This is a genomic window from Paenibacillus chartarius, from assembly GCF_042432825.1.
GTDB classification, from domain to species: domain Bacteria; phylum Bacillota; class Bacilli; order Paenibacillales; family NBRC-103111; genus Gordoniibacillus; species Gordoniibacillus chartarius.
The window spans coordinates 26,306-44,123 of record NZ_JBHLWN010000100.1 but is presented as its reverse complement, the minus strand read 5'-3'; the positions used below and the strand labels follow the sequence as shown (position 1 = coordinate 44,123).

Annotated in this window: 10 protein-coding genes; 2 read left to right on the top strand and 8 right to left on the bottom strand. The window is 56.5% G+C overall.

From position 1 onward, the window contains the following. Nucleotides 1-54: 54 nt before the first annotated feature. The 4 genes from ACFFK0_RS24865 to ACFFK0_RS24850 all read right to left on the bottom strand — a co-directional run bounded on the left by ACFFK0_RS24865 (nt 55) and on the right by ACFFK0_RS24850 (nt 10,691). Nucleotides 55-7,551, bottom strand: a complete 7,497-nt coding sequence (locus ACFFK0_RS24865; protein ID WP_377473085.1) for an S-layer homology domain-containing protein — start codon at nt 7,549-7,551, stop codon at nt 55-57. A gap of 1,260 nt (nt 7,552-8,811) precedes the next feature. After that, nucleotides 8,812-9,141, bottom strand: coding sequence for a hypothetical protein (locus ACFFK0_RS24860; RefSeq protein ID WP_377473084.1), 330 nt, complete (start codon nt 9,139-9,141; stop codon nt 8,812-8,814). 119 nt (nt 9,142-9,260) lie between these two features. Then, nucleotides 9,261-10,040, bottom strand: a complete 780-nt coding sequence (locus tag ACFFK0_RS24855; protein ID WP_377473083.1) for a DUF975 family protein — start codon at nt 10,038-10,040, stop codon at nt 9,261-9,263. A 78-nt stretch (nt 10,041-10,118) separates the two neighbouring features. Continuing rightward, nucleotides 10,119-10,691 carry an SRPBCC family protein gene (locus tag ACFFK0_RS24850; protein WP_377473082.1) on the bottom strand — a complete coding sequence of 191 codons (573 nt, stop codon included), beginning with the start codon at nt 10,689-10,691 and terminating at the stop codon, nt 10,119-10,121. Nucleotides 10,692-10,750: 59 nt separating this feature from the next. On the opposite strand from ACFFK0_RS24850, the gene ACFFK0_RS24845 reads away from it, so the two are divergent. Together ACFFK0_RS24845 and ACFFK0_RS24840 are read left to right on the top strand one after the other, a co-directional pair. Further along, nucleotides 10,751-12,307 (top strand): ABC-F family ATP-binding cassette domain-containing protein, encoded by a 1,557-nt coding sequence (locus ACFFK0_RS24845; protein WP_377473081.1) that lies wholly within the window; start codon nt 10,751-10,753, stop codon nt 12,305-12,307. Between the two features lie 163 nt (nt 12,308-12,470). Then, nucleotides 12,471-12,659, top strand: coding sequence for a DUF418 domain-containing protein (locus tag ACFFK0_RS24840; RefSeq protein WP_377473106.1), 189 nt, complete (start codon nt 12,471-12,473; stop codon nt 12,657-12,659). A gap of 527 nt (nt 12,660-13,186) precedes the next feature. On the opposite strand, the gene ACFFK0_RS24835 is transcribed toward ACFFK0_RS24840, so the two are convergent. From ACFFK0_RS24835 to ACFFK0_RS24820, 4 genes are all read right to left on the bottom strand, one after another. Then, nucleotides 13,187-13,993: a LysM peptidoglycan-binding domain-containing protein gene (locus ACFFK0_RS24835; protein ID WP_377473079.1), complete on the bottom strand. Its 807-nt coding sequence runs from the start codon at nt 13,991-13,993 to the stop codon at nt 13,187-13,189. Nucleotides 13,994-14,165: 172 nt separating this feature from the next. Continuing rightward, the gene (locus ACFFK0_RS24830) at nt 14,166-15,605 is read right to left on the bottom strand and encodes a DUF4179 domain-containing protein (protein WP_377473078.1); all 1,440 of its coding nucleotides are present in this window, start codon (nt 15,603-15,605) and stop codon (nt 14,166-14,168) included. Further along, nucleotides 15,598-16,122 carry a sigma-70 family RNA polymerase sigma factor gene (locus tag ACFFK0_RS24825; RefSeq protein WP_377473077.1) on the bottom strand — a complete coding sequence of 175 codons (525 nt, stop codon included), beginning with the start codon at nt 16,120-16,122 and terminating at the stop codon, nt 15,598-15,600. The genes ACFFK0_RS24830 and ACFFK0_RS24825 overlap by 8 nt, the downstream gene beginning before the upstream one ends. Before the next feature lie 340 nt (nt 16,123-16,462). Next, the gene (locus ACFFK0_RS24820; protein WP_377473076.1) at nt 16,463-17,803 is read right to left on the bottom strand and encodes a sodium-dependent transporter; all 1,341 of its coding nucleotides are present in this window, start codon (nt 17,801-17,803) and stop codon (nt 16,463-16,465) included. Nucleotides 17,804-17,818 lie beyond the last annotated feature (15 nt).

Here is a 17,818-nt window from a genome sequence, read left to right as displayed (position 1 = left end):
GCAAAAAAAATCCCGACAACACTTCGCTTGGAAGTGTGTCGGGATTTTTCGACATTACCTGCTGATTTTCTCCATGGAATCGAGCACTCTGAGCAGCAGCGCCGCCGTCTGCGCTCTTGTCGCGCCCTCCTGCGGCTGAAGCTTGCCGCCGCCCGTTCCCTGCATCCATCCTTCCCGGACTGCGAAGGCAACGGCCGGCCTCGCCCATGCGGCTACGGTGTCCGCATCCGCAAAAGAGCCGAGGATGTCATCCGTTTGCGGCGGCTGCTTCGTACCGTGCGCCGCCCGGTACATGAGCACGGCCAGTTCCTCTCTGGTCACCCGGTCGTCCGGACGGAACAGACCGTCCGCGCCCTCGATCAAGCCGAGCTCCGCCGCCCTCCGCACATAAGGGGCGTACCAGGCTTCGGCGGGCACATCCCGGAACGGCAGCGGCAACGCTCCGCTGCCGCCGGAGCCTGCCGGCTCCAGCCGGCCAAGCAGCAGCTTGGCGGCTTCTGCCCTCGTAATCCCGCGATCCGGCTCGAACCGTTCGCCGGACGTACCGTCAATCATATGCCGGCTGGCGAGCAGCTCGACCTCCGCTTTGCTCCAATGCCCCTGCAGATCGGCAAAGCTGCGGTCATACAGCATGACGGCATACGTGCCGAAACCGGTAACGGCGCTTTCCACGAAGCCCTGCTCGAGCAGAACAACACCGCCGGCATACACCCAGCGTTTGCCGTTTCCGCTGCCCTCGAGGCGATAGAGCCCAAGCTTGCGGGCATCTTGGCCGCGGACCGCATCCGCATCGTAACGGATGCCGATCGTCAGCGGCTTCAGCAGCTCGGCTTGAGCTTCCGACCCGACGATGAAGCTTGCGCTGGCCTTCGTCATGCCGCTTCCGGACGGCACGGCCGCTTCCTTATCTTTGCGGACCTTCAGCTTGACGCCGCCTGCGAGCGCTCCTTGCGGTAAAGTCAACCGCAAGGAATCGTCGAACAGCTTCCACGTTCCGCCTCCTGCAGCCGCATCGATGAATTCTACGGTCGGATCATTCTGTGAATTTTCTTGAGGCACTCCACCGCCGCCACCGCCACCGCCGGAACCGGAATTTCCGTCTCCCGAATCGGTCCCGCCGGTGGAAACAACAGCGGATAGGCTGACTCCGGCGGACTCGTTCCCTCTGATGTCGGCGGCCGTCAGCTTCAGCTCATACCGTCCGTTCGCAAGCTCGGCCGTCGTGTAGCTTGACGTTCCCTTCGGCACCCGAACGGGCTCTTCGTAATCCGCAGCGCCCGGACGCTTCACATGTACCAGAACCTCCGCGAAATCGAGCTCGCTCGGGTCGGTCCAGCTCAGCTCCAGCTTGCGGTTCTTGACTGCAACAGATGCTGCCTGAACTTCACCGGGCGGTTCGCGGTCGGCTGCGAGCTGCAGTTCCTTCAGCGTCCGGCCTGTCGTCCTTACACCGGGCGATTCCGTTCCATGCTGATCGACGGTAACGATACGAAGCTCGTATTCCGTGTCCGGCTGCAAGCCTGTGATCGCATATGACCGCAAACCTTTCTCCAGATCCCCGGACATTTGCTCCGCGGCGCCGCCGTCTTTCATTTTCCAATATACCCGTACCTTCTCCAGCGGCGCCGCCTCATCGGACCACTGTACCATAAGCGCATCCGCGGCCGGAATCGCCTCCGCCTCACCGACCGCATCCGGCGGTACCGGCAAGTTAACGTTTATTTCCACCTCGGCATCGTAAGGACTTCCCAGCTGTACCTCGGCGTAGCTGGCCGGAGCCGTATCGATGCGCACCCGCACTTTCTCTCCCGGTGTGAACGGCGCAGCCGGCGTCAGCAGGACTGCACGCGCCCATTCGCGGTTTTGCGGATCCTTCTCGACTCGCCACGGCTCTACCTGAACAGCGATCGGCTGCTCGGCCCCGTTCACCGTACGGGTCAGCGCGAACGAATCGGCCTGCAGCGTCTCCGGCATCATATATTTGCTGAAATTCACCTGCAACTTACCGCCCTGCTCCACCGCATACACCGACTCGACCTCCGGCGCCGCCCGGGAAAGAAGCGGAACGTTCACGTCAAAATGCGGCGGCAGCACTTCCAGCTCCCGGCTCCAGGCCGTTTCATACCCTTCCTTCTCGTAGCGGACCTTCCACCAGCCCTCCGGAACGTCCCAGCCGTACTTGCCTTCGCCGTTCGTCGTCTGCGGGTTCACCTGGCCGAACCATTCGGCGTTCCACGGCATCCACTGGCCGTCTTCGGGATTTTGCTGAAACACGGTAGCCGTCGCACCGAAAATCCGGTTGCTCGGCACCGTTTCGTACACATACCCGCTCGGATCGTAGATGTAGATCGGATAACAGATCGGCAGTCCCGGCGGCAGACGGTCAGGCCGCTCCGGCTCTTCGCTCTTGTCCTTCGGTTCCTTCTTGCATTCGGGATCGGCGGCAGCGGCTTTCTTGTCAGCTTCGATGTCGGCCTTCAGCTTTTCATATTCCTTCTCGATTTGCTGTTTCTGCGCGTAGCTGACAGCGAAAGTGACCGCGGTAACGACAAGGCCGGCGACGATGCCGAAGCCCGACGCGGCAAACGCAATGCCGGTCAACGTTCCGGTGTAATTCCATACGAGATTGCCCAGGTAATGGTCCGCCAAGTTGACAAGCGCCTTGTCGTAATAGGGAATTCGGCTCTGCGGCAAGCAATCGATGCCCTCGATCTCATTCATAAGATCTTCCAAATCCTGCAACTGATCCTTATAATCGATTGCGGATGTGATCGTGTCGTACAGATCGTAATAATTGAAAATATTCTCCTGAATATGCAGCCGGACGCCCTTTAGACTCGCTTTCGCATTCATGGCGGTCTTCAGCTCGGGGCCGAGCTCTTCAACCGTCGTGTAGGCATCGATTTCGAGCTTCATGCTCGAGCCCTGAATGCTCCGGTTCACCTTCAAATTGTAGATCGGCGGAGCCCCGTCCGGCAGCGGCTCCGGCACAAAGTCAGGCGCCGGGGTTACGCTCAGCTCCGTCTCCATCCTCACCTGCGGCATGCTTGGCGACGTAATGACGGCTTTCGGGGAGTACACCGTTCCTGTCTTCGGATCGGCCGCCCTGGCCGGCTCCAGCTCTGTCTTCATCTCTTGAAACGCCTTCGGCAGCGATGCCCGCATTTCTTCGTAGGTAGCCTCCGGCGGAGCGAACGGCCTCGGGGCGACATCGTAGTCCAAGTATACGGATCCGAGTCCATTTGATGTGTTGAGCATGCCGATCAGTCCGCCTTCTTTCCTCGGACTTAATCCGACTTCATGCTGCCCTACATGCAGCCGGGCATCTTTCACCCGTTCGGGGTGCTCAAAGTCCAGTACAAAATACATCAGGCCTGGACGGACCACTACCCGCGGCGCACCTTGTTGCAAATCGGCGGCTCTTCCGTTGATTCGGAGCAGTGCGGGCTGCGGCGCGGTAGGATCGTATTCGACGATCCGTTCTTTGGAGATCAGCTCCGTGCCGTCAGCTTCGATTGATTTGGCTTCCAAGCCGTGGAGCGGCTGCAGCACTTTGTCCTTTAGCGTAATCTCCAGCTTCCAATAGCCGCCCGGCGAGCTTTGCGTCTCTCCGAGCAATTGCTCCTGGTCGTAGACCAGCACTCGGCTGTTAGCCGGAGCCCGGCCCGATACGACAAGCGATAAAGAATTGATCGATGCCGGGGCATCCAGCGTCGTTCCGATGATCGGAGCGGTAACGGTACCGATCGTCTCCGTAATGCGAGCCGCAGCAGGACCGTAGCGAATGTCCAAGCTTGCCTGGACCGCATCCGCCTCCATATTCTCATCCAGCTTCAGCCGGTACGTGACGACTCCGGAACGACCCGGCGCAATATCCCCCAGCGGGATGGTATAGAGCGAATCCGATTGCTTGATCGCCTGAGCCGGAACTCCGTCCAGGGTCACGCTTGCTTCCTGCAGGGTTGCGCCGCTTGGCACGGATAGCAGCAGCTCGGCATTTTCGACAGGAGGAGCGCCCTGTACGAGGAACGTTCCGCGCAGCGAGACGGTACCGCCCTTCGCCGCCTCGTTCGTCACCATGTGCAGAGCATTGCCCTCTACGCCCGCAAATCTTCCCGGCGGCTGGACGGTGAGCTGCCCGATATCGGTCGACTCCCCGGCTTCAACCTCAATTTCTCTATGAAGTACAGACCTCTTCCCGTTCAAATAAGTGGTATGAACCGTAATCAAGTAGCGGCCGGATTCCGGGAAATTCCAGCGGAACGGCGAGGCGCCGCTGAAGGACATCCCGCTCCCGACCGTCTTTCCGGCCGCATCCAGACGATAAGCGATAACCGTTTGGTACCAGGGCCGTTCGCCTTCCGTAACGATCGTCCCCCGAACTTCGCCGAATTCCGCCAAACGAAGCTCCGTCTCCGCCTTGCGCTCCTCGCTTAATGTAAGCTCCTGACAGGCGGTCGCGAATTGCTGATATACCCCGCTGGCGCATAAACGAATTTGCTCGCCGGATCTTGCTTCGAACAACAGCTTGTTGTCTCGTGTCTGAGACGCGACCGGCGACCAGCCAGATCCGTCGGTTTGTGCTCTCATCAGCGACAGACGGTAACTGTTCGAGCTGGCGAGCAAAGGGTTCATCTCAATCGACCGCCATTCGACGCCGACCTCCTTCACCCAGAGCTCGAAGGCGACCTCCGCCTGTCCTTTGGAGGATACCTGGAGATTCTTCACCACGCCTTCGCGGGGAATGGTCATTGGCTCCGCCTGAGCGGTTACCCAGAACGGCGACATCTCCTGCGCGGCTTCGATATGAACCGGACCGATCGCTGCCTGCATGGCGTACATGCCGTCTTCACCCGTTACGGCGGTATCGCGGAAGCCCGGCTGCGTAACGATCACCGTTACGTTCTTGGCCGGACGGCCCTGTTCATCGGTGACCAGACCGCTGACCGGAGCCTTTGCAATTCCCGCCTGCCAGGTCAGCGGATTCGTCTGCGCTAACGTGACGGACCTTGGCTCGGGGTGCTCATACAAGCCGGGATTGCGGACTTCGACCAGCACCTCTTGACCGATATACCCGACCGGAATCGAAGCATAGCCGTCTTCGTTCGTCATGATCGCCGCCAGCCGTTCGGAGCTGCCGCGATCCCGGATCGTAATGACCGCACCCGGAATCGGACGGTTCTGATCGTTCTTGACTGTCGCCTGCAGCAGCGCAGGAATCCGTACAGGCAAGCTTACCTCCGCCGTCAAGCCTTGCCGGACCTGCAGAGCATGGGAAGACGTATCCGCCCAACGCTGTCCGTCCGGTCCCTGCACCAGCACGTGATAATCGGAAGCGGCTGCGAGCGCCAGCGACGCTTGCCCTGCAGCGTCGAGCACAGCACTTCGTCCCGAATACCGAGCCGTACTCCAGGCGTGAACGTTGGCGCCTTCGAGCTTGGCCCCGGCCGGAGCCTCCAGCTTCACGTTCAGTTTGCCGGATACTTGCAGGGGAAGATGGCTTGCCGTCTGGTCCGCCGTCCGTCCGTCCTTCGTCGCGGTGACGCGAACGGAGGTGATCTCCGCCATTCCTTCCTCGAGAAGCAGCTCGGCCCTGTAAGTGCCCGGCGCGGATTCCGTCATGGCAACCCGCTTCGTCCGCTCGGTTCGCACCTCGGAATCCGGGGACACCTCTTGGTACACAACATCCATCGATACTTCGCTGCCCGATGCGCCTTCCATACGAACGGCAACATGTTCACCGAGCGATGCTTGGCGGGCGCTGTAAGAATCAGCCATCCAAAACACGTCGACGATCAGCTTATCTTCCGGAGGCGCCGACTGGCAATCGGTCAGGCAATACTTGTAGGCGGCAGTCGGGAAGCGGCCGCCGCTCCGCTTGGACGTATCCTGATCGACGTAAAGAATCGTTTCGCCATCCTTCGTCATGCTGGCCTTTCCTTTCAGCGTCGCCGGGTTGCCCAGCCCAAGCTTGCTGCCTTCCTCCACATTCATGAGGACGAGACGGTTTTTGCCGTCTTCATCAAACAGGTCGCGTATGGAAAATACAGCCTGTTTTCCGTCATCGCTCACCTGCATCGGGACATAGTCGTCCTCGCCGGAGCCTTCCTGCAGCTCAGCGTTGCTATGCGAAACGAGGTCGTAAAGCTCAACACCGTCGCCGACATACATCATGTATCGTCCATCGCTGCTTAGTACCGGCCGGAGGCTGTCGTCGCTGATTTTTTCCGTAGCCCCGTTGTCCAGATCGTAAGCGTAGAGGGCGTTCCGATACCCGTCATCGTACTCATGAGAGTAGGCGAACATACTGCCGTTTGCCGAGAAAGCGAATTCGTTCACCGTCTGATCCCAGGGCTCAGGCCTAGGCAGCTTGGTGACACGGTCTTGAGCCCGCTCGTACCGGTAGAGGTCCGGTGTGCCGCCGACTCCGGATTGCACGAACAGCACCGCCGAGCCGTCCAGAAGCGTCTGCGCTTTCATCACGCCGCTTTCCGCTCCCGGCACGGGCTTCAGAAGCTTGGCAGCGCGGTCATACACATAGAGCGCCCCGGTCTTCCCGTCCGTTCCGGCCGTGAAGGCGAGAACATCGCCATTTTCGCTTATGGTGATGTCCTTGATCGTCTCCGCCTCGGCGGACGCTTCGAAGACCGGTTCCTTCGCCGAAGTTTGCAGGTTAACGAGATGAAGCCATTGCTTTTGCTGCTCCTCTTCGACAGCCGCCGACTCTGCAATCGCCGTATAGACTCCATTGCCGCTAACGATCGCCTGCAGCACATCGGCTCCATGGGTTACAGGATTCAAACGATTCAGCTCGTGCTCGGGAATCCCGGCGGCGATCTGCAAGCTGTAATAATCCGTCCCGTTGCCTGCCGCGTCAACCCCATATATTTTGTAGCGATAGAAAGCTCCCGGCTCCTGGGTGTAGTCCTGGTAGAAGGTTTCTCCCGTCTCGGCCAGCTTGATACCGTTTCGCGATACGATATATTTGTCTACTGCTTCTCCGCTTGGAGGCGACCATTGCAAGGCGATGATCCCCGGCTCGGGCATGACCCAGGTCCCATTGGTGGGACGATCGGGCGGGATCGTATCGAGCTCGGTCTGAACCGTCTCGGACAGCGGGCTGAACGCGAGAAAGTCCAGCGTTGCCGCCGCGGCGAACCGGTACGCGCCCTCATCCGCCAAAGTAACGGTTGCGGTGAACCGCCCTTCTTCGTCTGTCACTGTGTTTGCGGCCACGATCCGCTGCTCGCCTTCGATTCGATATACTTGAATGCTTGCACCGACTGCAGCCGAGCCCTTGATCAGCAAGGACTTTTTATTCCCGACCGCAGGCAGCGGGTCCAATACAGGCGCTTCCAGTACCGCGGCTTGTTGGGCCTGACCGTAAACTGCAGAAGTCACGTTCAGGTTCTGCGCCACCATTTTCGAGAGAAGCGCTTGCTCCTCCTCACTCAAGGGAATCGTCGTATCGGCGGCAGCCTTCGGGATCAGCCCGCCGAGCAGCGCAGCAATAAGAACATGAGACAAGATTGCTTTGGCACGAAGCCTCACTTCGCTTCAACTCCTAGCCGTAATGGGTTTTGAGTGCGCGCACATAACTCATCGTCCATCATCCAATATTTGCCTGGCAGGAGCTAGAGACTATGATCATAATTTCCGCAGTGACGCGTCACGTTGTGTGCCCGTGACTGTCATTTGCGAGGTTTGTCGAAGTGAGGTGGATATTTGAACAAAAAAAGAGATCGTCGTTCCGTAGGCCTCTCGAAAGGGATTGTTTTCCGCCAAATAAAGCACCGACGTTCCGTTAGCTCAATTATCAATGAGTTCCGCCTGCCCGTTTCGCTCCGTTATCCGTTCCCGCTGTTCAATGAAAATAAAGTATAAGACTGAAAAATAAAGTGTAAGACTGTGAAAATATAGTTGTAGACTGAGGAAATAAAGTTTTAGACTACCGCCGCGCCATTAAGTTAAACGGGCAGGATAGTTCCAATATATGGTATAGTAATTAGGGTGTTAATAGTCCAAGAAAGATCCATGGAGGACGGAATGGTGAAGCAAGTAGTTCATTTCATCTGTCTGATACTCGGAATAGCTCTAATTGTTATTTCCTTTGCACCATCCATTTTTGCTTACCCCTACAACAACAATAGCCCTATGTCAGGACCAACGAATATGTGGGAGTTTTTTCCCGTGTTTACTTATGACTTCTGGGGAAAGACCTTGGCTGGAGGTATCTGTATTACCAGTTATTCATTCTTCCGATTAAGGGGAAAGTCATTGTACTAACTGGGAACGATAGTACGGCGGCAGTCGGCCAGTCAAAACAATAGGAGGTCTAGCGTTTGGACTTTTTTTCTACAGCAATTATAGTGTTGTTGGTTATTATGGTGCTTACATTGATCAGCATTAACTTACATATGTCACGTCAAGTAAGGCAAAGCAAGATACTTGAAGATGCTATATATCGATTAATTGAAATAATAAAAAAGCAAAACCGCAATTAAGCTAACGGGAAATGTTAGTTCAATAGAACAGCGGTAGTCTAGGGCTTTATTTTTCAGTCCTAAGCTACCTGCTGTTTTTAATCCAGTCTATTACTTATTTTTATGAAGCTGACCTTTCTAACTACGATAATCGGCGCCAAATCAAGGCATTCAGTCTAACACTTTATTTTCACTTAACACCCGCAAGCCGACATGCGGTAAGAAACACGCCTCCTAGTCGATATTTGCAGCATAAACGCGCGCAATCCTATACGTAACACAAACAAGAGCTTACTCCTCCTACGAAGAATAAGCTCCTGTCTATGCGCTACTTGTCTTCCTCGTCTGCAAGCTCCCTGATGTCTTTGCGCGACGGCAGATCGGTCTCGTCCCATTGCTTCGACCGCGCTGCCTCCTCCGCTTCGGCCTGCATTAGCCGCTCCAGCCGAGCTCGCTTCTCCTCCGCCTCCCGCCGATAGTCTCCGCTAGCGATGTCGCCGAGCCGCCGATAAATCGCAAACAGCAGCGTGAGGGCTAAAGCGACGTCTACAATGATCAGCACCGGAAGGCCAAGACCAGACAGCACCAGCTGCAGGACGACCATACCGACAAAAAACCAGAAGAGCACTTTAATCCCTCCGATCGCAGCAATGATCAACCGGCTGCTTTATCGCCTTCTAAGTACGATCAACGACAAGTCTGACGATTGCCAGTTATAAGGCCAGCCGGCAGATAACCTCCGAAGCTGGTAACGATCACCCTGCCGCTCACCGCCGTTTACGCCAGCCGCAGCTCCTCCGGCGTAGTCATTCCCTGCTCCAATGCATCCTGACGCAGCGTCAAATACAGCTCAGCCTTCGTCTGATTCACATACGGCTGTACAAACAGTACGCCGACGCCGCAGGCGAGCAGCCCCAGCAGGAACCAGCCGATAAACGACAGATCCAGCACGAACATACGCCACTTCTGGCCCTTGCACATCCTCTCGCTGAGCTCGATCGCACGGCTCGTGCCGATGTGCGGATTGTCTGCAAGCAGATAGGGGACCATACTGTAAGCGTACGATTTTACAATACCCGGAATAACGAGCAGAAGTGTCCACAAGAACGTATAAACACCGCGGAGCAGCATCGCCTTGATGATCGGCCAGTAAGCAATCCGGTTAAACACATGTCCCAAGTAATTCAAATTCACATCGCCCAGAGAGGCCTGCTTGTAATACTGCCGCGAGCTAACCTCGATGGGGAAGCCCAAAAAAATCCGATACGCCAGCACAAACGCCAGCACCACAAGAAAAATGACGGCGAAAATCGCAATAAACAGCGCTAAAAATTCAACCCCGCCTCCGAGCCCGCTCGTCCCTTCCGAGCTCCAGTCGAAGCCGCCGCGACCCTGATTATCCCCTCCGCCAAACGGCAATCCGCCGAAATTCAGCGAAATTCCTCCGCCCGACTGTCCGCCTGCAACGACCATGACCAAACCGACCAGAAACGCCTTCCAATACGAGCCTTTCAGCACGGCCTTGGCTCTTTCCTTCAGCATCGCGCGCGTCCACATCGTCGTTCAGGCCCCTTCCCTATTGAAAAATAAAATCCTTCATCTAAATATACTGCCGGTAGAACTCGCTCATGACGTCTATCCCTGCATTTCCGCCAGCGCCTTCAGCTCCCGGTTGCGGTCTTCCAGAAAGCGGCGCATATAGTCCTTCAGCACCCACCGTTCCGCCAGACGGCCCAGCCAGCCGAGCGGGGCTTCGAAACGCAGCACGTCCGTCATGACCGTACCGCCTTCGGACTCGGCAAATTCATGAATGTGCATCATGCTCTTGAAAGCTCCCCGCTGCATCTGATCGACGAACACATGCGGCCGCTCCATACGGATGATCCGAGAGGTAAGCCGCTGCCGGACGCCGAAATGCGTCGCCTCGAACGTCACGCTCTCCCCCAGCTCGATCAGACCGCTGGTTGTCCCCGCGACGGCCCGTTCCTTCGTATGCTTCCACACCGTTTGGCTGTGCACATCGATGTCCCTCGCCAAATCGAACACGACGTCAATCGGCGCCGAGATGTTCGTTACAACCTTGACTGTGATCAGCTTTGTTCCCCTCCAGCCGCTTTCGACACGTTTCTCTAAGTATTTCGACTTTTTTTTCCGTATCCCTGCCGTCCCCGCCCGGCTTCGACCAAAATACTCCGTTGAGTTTTGCACGCCGGACACCTTATAATGAAGCAGACTGAACAAGCTTATGGGGAGCTAGGTGCATATAGATGAGTATTTTAACGGTGAAAAATCTAACTCACGGCTTCGGCGACCGGGCGATCTTCAATGATGTGTCGTTCCGTTTGCTGAAGGGAGAGCATGTCGGGCTGATCGGCGCCAACGGCGAAGGCAAGTCTACGTTCATGAATATTATTACCGGCCAGCTGGAGCCGGATGCCGGCAAAGTCGAGTGGGCCAAGAAGGTGCGCGTCGGCTACCTCGACCAGCATTCCGTGCTGCAGCGGGGGATGACGATCCGCGATGCGCTGAAGACGGCGTTTAAATATTTGACCGACCTCGAAGCCGAGATGAACGGGATGTACGAACGGATGGGCGAAGTGTCGCCGGAGGAGCTCGAGCGACTGCTGGAGGAAGTCGGAACGATTCAGGATACGCTGACGAATAACGACTTCTATGTCATTGACGCCAAGGTGGAGGAAATCGCGCGCGGTCTCGGGCTGGACGACATCGGACTCGACCGGGACGTTAACGACCTAAGCGGCGGACAGCGGACGAAGGTGCTGCTGGCGAAGCTGCTGCTGGAGAAGCCGGACATCCTGCTGCTTGACGAGCCGACGAACTATTTGGACGAGCAGCATATCGAATGGCTGAAGCGCTATCTGCAGGACTACGAGAACGCGTTCATTCTAGTGTCGCACGACATTCCGTTCCTGAACAGCGTCATTAATTTGATTTATCATATGGAAAATCAAGAGCTGAACCGTTATGTCGGCGACTACGACAATTTCGTACAGCTGCATGAAGCGAAGAAGGCCCAGCTGGAGTCGGCCTATAAGCGTCAGCAGCAGGAAATCGCCGAGCTGAAAGATTTCGTGCAGCGCAACAAAGCGCGCGTGGCGACGCGCAACATGGCGATGTCGCGGCAGAAGAAGCTCGACAGTATGGAAGTCATCGAGCTCGCCAAGGAGAAGCCGAAGCCGCAATTCCGGTTCAAGGATGCGCGGACGTCGGGCAAGCTGATCTTTGAGACGCGGGATCTGGTCATCGGGTACAACGAGCCGCTGTCGCGGGCCGTCTCGCTGCGCATGGAGCGCGGACAGAAGATCGCGCTGGTCGGCGCCAACGGTATCGGCAAGACGACCCTGCTGCGCAGCATCCTCGGCGAAATTCCTGCTCTGGGCGGCTCCGTAGAGCGCGGCGACCATCTGTTCATCGGCTACTTTGAGCAGGAAGACAAGGGCAAAACCGACGAAACCTGCATCGATTCCGTATGGCGGGAGTTCCCGGGCATGTCGCAGTTCGAGGTGCGCGCCGCGCTGGCCAAGTGCGGTCTGACGACGAAGCACATCGAAAGCAAAATTACGGTGCTGAGCGGCGGCGAGAAGGCCAAGGTACGCCTGTGCAAGCTGATCAACCGCGAGACGAACGTGCTCGTGCTTGACGAGCCCACCAACCACCTGGACGTTGACGCGAAGGACGAGCTGAAGCGGGCGCTGCAGGAGTATAAGGGCAGCGTACTGCTGATCTCCCACGAACCGGAATTTTACCGCGATGTGGCGACGGAAGTATGGAATTGCGAGCAGTGGACGACGAAGGTGTTTTAAGGTGGCGGCGGTAGACGTCGATTCGGCAGCGTGAGTGTGCTCACGCTGCTTTTTTGATTTGGACACAGGGCATAAGCGATTGGGGGGCTGTTGTTTGCCGCATAGTCGCTTAGCGTACACACGACCGCCTATGTCGTAGGGGCGTTGATCGGCCAGTCCGGCGCTGTGCTTCTTCTATATTTCTTTGATCATATTGCTGAGCCAAAATGAGACATGGCGCAAGGTGCTCGCTCCGCTGCAAGCGGTCGGCCGGCTGTCGCTGTCAGCCGATGTCCGTCAAGGTCCGCGTCGAACGGTACGTTACGCTACGCCGCTAGAGGAACGTCGGTCTAAGCGCCAGCACAACCAGTGAGATAGGTCGGCGGCAGCTGCCACTAGTCCAGACAGTCTGGAAATCCCCCCTAGCTCATTGCTGAAGAGAAACGGAGTGCCAGTGCCAGCTGCTTGGGCTGCTGTGTTGAGGTGAGGGGGTGTTGCCACAAAATAGTAAAGGGAAACACTGGCCCTAATTTTCAGAGTAAAGCCGAAATTCGTAATTTAGGTGGAAAACCTCCGTATTTTACGCTTGGGAAAGCGTATACAATGGGTTTTACAACAATATTATAGGGAGGATTTCCGCCTAGATCAGTTTTTCAGAGCGATTTCAATAAATTAGGGGGAGGATTTCCTGCACGACTGTTCGACGCTCCTTCTAGCAAACCACCTTACCACCCAGCGCGTAATGAAACAAACTCCCTGCGGAATGTTTCTCTCACAAAAACAGTCCGCCCCTGAGCCAGGAACGGACCTCTCTACATGGCGGCAAGCGCGTTGCCCCGTGCATACACGCTGAACATCATCTTGCCCCTCAATTTGCCATCAAATAAGCTAACCCTCATCCTATGAAAATACCACCGGAACCTCCACCAAATCTTGAATGCTGCCGTCGTTGGCGCTTCGTGTGTACACAGTCAAACTGCCGGTTGGCGCAGAGGGCGCTTGGTCGAATTGGAGCTGTACGTCGAAATGACCGAATGCCGGTGCTCCTTGTGAAGCCGTGGCAGCCCGTTCCCGCGCAACGATCCGCCCCAACGCATCCCGAATTTGGTAATTTACCGTCGCTTCGAACACGCGAGCCCTGCCGGTCAGATGCGTGCCGGGGGCAAGCCTCGTGCCGGGCATCGGCTGAAATACGATGATATTCGTCGAGGACGGAAGCGGGACGACCAGACGGACCCCGGGATACACTACATCGGGCGATAAGCCTGGCCGGTTCAAGTTGGCGCGAATTAGTTCGCTCATCGTAACTCCGAAACGCCGGGAGATCTCATACAGGGAGTCTCCCTGCTGCACTTCATACGCGTAGGCGCCAATGTAGAGCAGTCTGGCGGCTTGGAGAAGGTCCGGCTGCTGGATCTGGTTCAATGCAGCCAGCATGTCGGCGCTTAGGGAAAACCGTTCGGCGATCCGATACAGCGTATCCCCGGGCTGAACTTGATACAGAACGGAGCTCTGCTCCGCCATACCCGGCAATCGGGCCAGCAGCACTTGGCCGGGAAGAAGCCGGTCCGGCTCGGTCACAGGTGGATACAAGGAGTTGATCTGCACCAGCGACTGTACGTTTGTGCCTAATTGCCCCGCAATCGTGAACAAGCTGTCCCCCGGCCGAACGGTATACAGCAGATGGGTACCGGATGAAATAGGCATTGTCATGCAGCTCCTCTTCAAGTAGGTTATTACCCATCATATGCCTTGTTCGAACGCAGCGATGACAACCGGGACTCCGGGATGAAGGCTGCATAACAAGCGGCGTCACTTTGCCGGCTGCGTAGCGCTTAACGGAGGCGGAGTTCTCCGCCCTGCCCCCGCTCGCAGACCGCTACTCGATCCGAATCCGAAACGGCACCTCCAAATAACTTGGATAGTTATATACCGGGAAGGTAAGCGGCTGTGGATACGTTTCATTGTTCAGGTATACAAAGTGGGTTTGCTCATCCTGATTGCCAGCTGTCCACGAAGAGACAACACCGCCGAAATTACCGGTCTGATGCAAGTTTCCGCTCGCATCCTTGAACTGGCCTTCCAGCACGGTATAGCCCATGTTATCGCCTTCCTCGATCCCCTTCAGCTTGAAGCTGATTCTCGTGTAGCGGTCCGTTTGCGACACCTCCTCCAGAGACAGCTTCTCATCCGGAGCCCGCAGCAGCTCGGCGGTATCGGTGTTGACGACAACCTCGGCCCGTTCTTTATCGAGCGCCCGGAACCGCTTGCCCTCCAGGTATAGCTCCTTCCCCGTATGAAAATACGTGCTCTCAAAATACACGATATCCCGGTTCGCACCGCTGGAGCTTCCCCCTATCGATCTCCATACGGTGCCGCGCTCATCGGTAAGCCGCATATCGACGGAATCGAAAATTTGCATCGTATTCGCGGAATCGTACTCCATCTCTACTGCAATACGAAGCGGATTGACCGTTGCTTTGGTGAAATGGATACGCTGCCCGTCAGCTTCGACCCAGTGGTCCAAATCATACGTTCGCTTCATACTGGCAAACCTTGCTTTATCAATCGGGATCGTCACTTCAAACGAAGCCGTACCTGCAGCTTCCGTCCGTCCTGGAGGCGCACTCAGAAATGGATCCGTGTCTCCTGCTCGAACCATTTTCGGCTCTGCAGCGACATTTTCCAGTCTGTAGTCCGCATGATAGACGATCTGATCCGGCAAGCTGCCTCCGCTCGCGACTTGGATATCGATCAGCCCCCGCTGCAAGCCGTCGGACTTCTTGGTCCCGTTCAGTTCCAGCTCCCGGGGATCTCCCCAGCTGATGGAGGTTGGCAGACGGTTACCCGACGCATCTCTCACCTCCGGCCTATCCAGCCTGACCCGCTTGCCGGAATCCTTAGCCCGCATCGCATAGAAAACTACGACTCTGGACTCATCCGCGACAATCCCCTCCACCGTGAAGGACGCGTCCGCTTTCTCGTCGGTAACCCCAACGCTCTGCACAAAGTCGTTACCGACCGCCAGTTTAATGCCCTGATCGGACGTGCCTTGCACCAGCTTGACGAACAGCTGCAGGCCCGGTACTTCCCCTAGCGCCGAGGCGAATGCCGGAGATACGCGAACCGTGATCGCAAGCAGCAGGACCAGGCATACCGCCGCCGCTCCCGATAGCCAGGTCAGCTTGCGGCGCCGGCGCCGCTGTTCGGTCATTTGCTTCGCTTGCGCGATACCGTGTCGAATATGCAGCTCCAGCTGCTCCGGCGGCGGCAGAGTTACATTTTCCTGGAACGGTGTAAGTTCCTGCTGATCAAACATATTCGTACTCCTCCTTTCCGAAATCCCCTTTAAGCTGCTTCAGCGCTTTGTGCAACCACGTCTTGACCGTTCCCTCCGGCTTCTCCAGCAGCTCCGCAATATCCGTGAGCGTCATGTCCTGATAATATTTCAAAATAATGACATGCCGGTACTTGGGAGGCAGCCGCTCAATAGCCAGCTCCATATCCAGCTTGGCATCCAGCGCCGGGGTCTCGTGGACGGGCTGCTCGGCGGGATGGGTAAGCGGCATCGTTTTGCGGCAGCGCTTTTGTTCGTCTATACAATAGTTGATCAGGATGCGAATCAGCCATGTGTGAAAATACCGCGGCTCCTTCAGCTTCCGAAGCTTCATGTAAGCCCGGCAAGTCGTCTCCTGCAGCGCCTCCAGCGCTTCGATTTCATTGCGGAGATAGGCATAAGCGATCCGATACAGCCTCTCCCGGTCCATGCTGATCAGTGCGTGGAACGCTTCATCGTCGCCGAGCTGAGCCGCCCGGACTTGCTCTTCGATGGTCATATGCGGGGCGTTCCCTCCTTTACATGGATTAGACGGAAGGAGACGGCATTTGGTTTTCGCAATGGGGTGAAAAAATGCGGCGACTCGAAATGGCGGCAATCCGAGGCTTACGAATAAAAGTTAACATCGAATACTTTCAGACGAAAAGTCACACAAATCACTCCCATTTCAGGCTGATCGATACGGTTTTGACATTGGACAAAAGCCCTAACCCTTACGTTCATCTTCAAGAAGAATGGTCCACATCTAAAAAATGAAATGAAAAACAAGCCGGCTCCCCAAAGGGACCGGCTTCTCTATATTCCGCTCACGCGAATCCAGCTTCAACTGCCCGTAACTCCTACACCGAAATAATGCCGACGGAATACAAGAAGATCAGCAAAATCAAAACAGGCGACACGAACCTCAGCAGGACCATCCACAGCTTATAGCCGAAGCCCTTCAGCCCGGCCTCTTCCCCGGCCCGCTTCCACGCGTATCCTGTAAACAGTGTGACGACCATACCGCAAATCGGCATGAGCACATAAGAAGTCGAGAAATCAAACCAGTCGAAGATCGTCTTGCCGCCCGGCTGGAACGAGTTCAGAACACCCGTGACCGACAGCGCTGCAGGGACGCCGAGCACAAAGCATACCGTAGAAATGATAACAGCCGCTTTCTTACGGCTCCACTGCCACTTCTGCATCGCATAAGCGACCGGCACTTCCAGGATGGAAACAGCCGATGTCAACGCGGCAATCGCCAGAAGGAGGAAGAACATGCCCCCGAACAGCCATCCGAAAGGCATCTGCGCGAATGCGGCAGGCAGGGCCATGAAGGCAAGCCCAACCCCTTCGCCGGGCTCCAGCCCATACGAGAATACGGTCGGGAAGATGATCAAGCCTGCGATAAAGGCGTAAATCAAGTCTCCGAGGCCGATGGCGAAGGTCGCCTTCCCGAGCGACTGCTGTTTCTCGACATAGGAGCCATACGTAATCATGATCCCCATGCCTAACGAAAGCGAGAAGAACGCGTGCCCCAGTGCCACGAGCGCGGATTCCGCATCCAGCTTGGCGAAGTCCGGCTTCAGAAAAAATTCGATCCCGGCAGCCGCACCAGGCAGCGAAACGGATCGCACCATAAGGACGATCAGGATGATCAGAAAGCCGGGAATCAAAATTTTGTTAAATTTCTCAATCCCGCCGGATACCCCTTTAGCAATGACCCCTCCGCAGATGACCATAACGACAGCCTGCCATACGACCGGCATACCGCTCGCAGCGAAGTCGACAAATTGCTGTTTGAAATCGATGCCTTGCCCGTTTAGGGCGCCGCCGAACGATTGGACCGCATAGTGCAGCGTCCACCCCGCTACGACCGCATAATAGGACATGATCAGGAAAGGGGTTAATACGGACAAGAAGCCGAGAAATCCCCAAAATTTGTTGCCGGACAAGTTGTAGAACGAGCTGGAAGCGCTCCCTCTGCCGCCGCGTCCGATTGTCATCTCCGCCAGCAATATCGGCAATCCTACCAGCAGCAAACAGACAATGAACAACAGGAAAAATGCAGCCCCGCCGTGCTTGCCCGTAATATAAGGAAACTTCCACATATTGCCGAGCCCGACCGCGCTGCCGATAGCTGCCAAAATAAAGCCTGATGACGTAAATCGTTCCTTCTTCTTCGATGTAGAGTTGCTCATGATGCGCCTCCAATA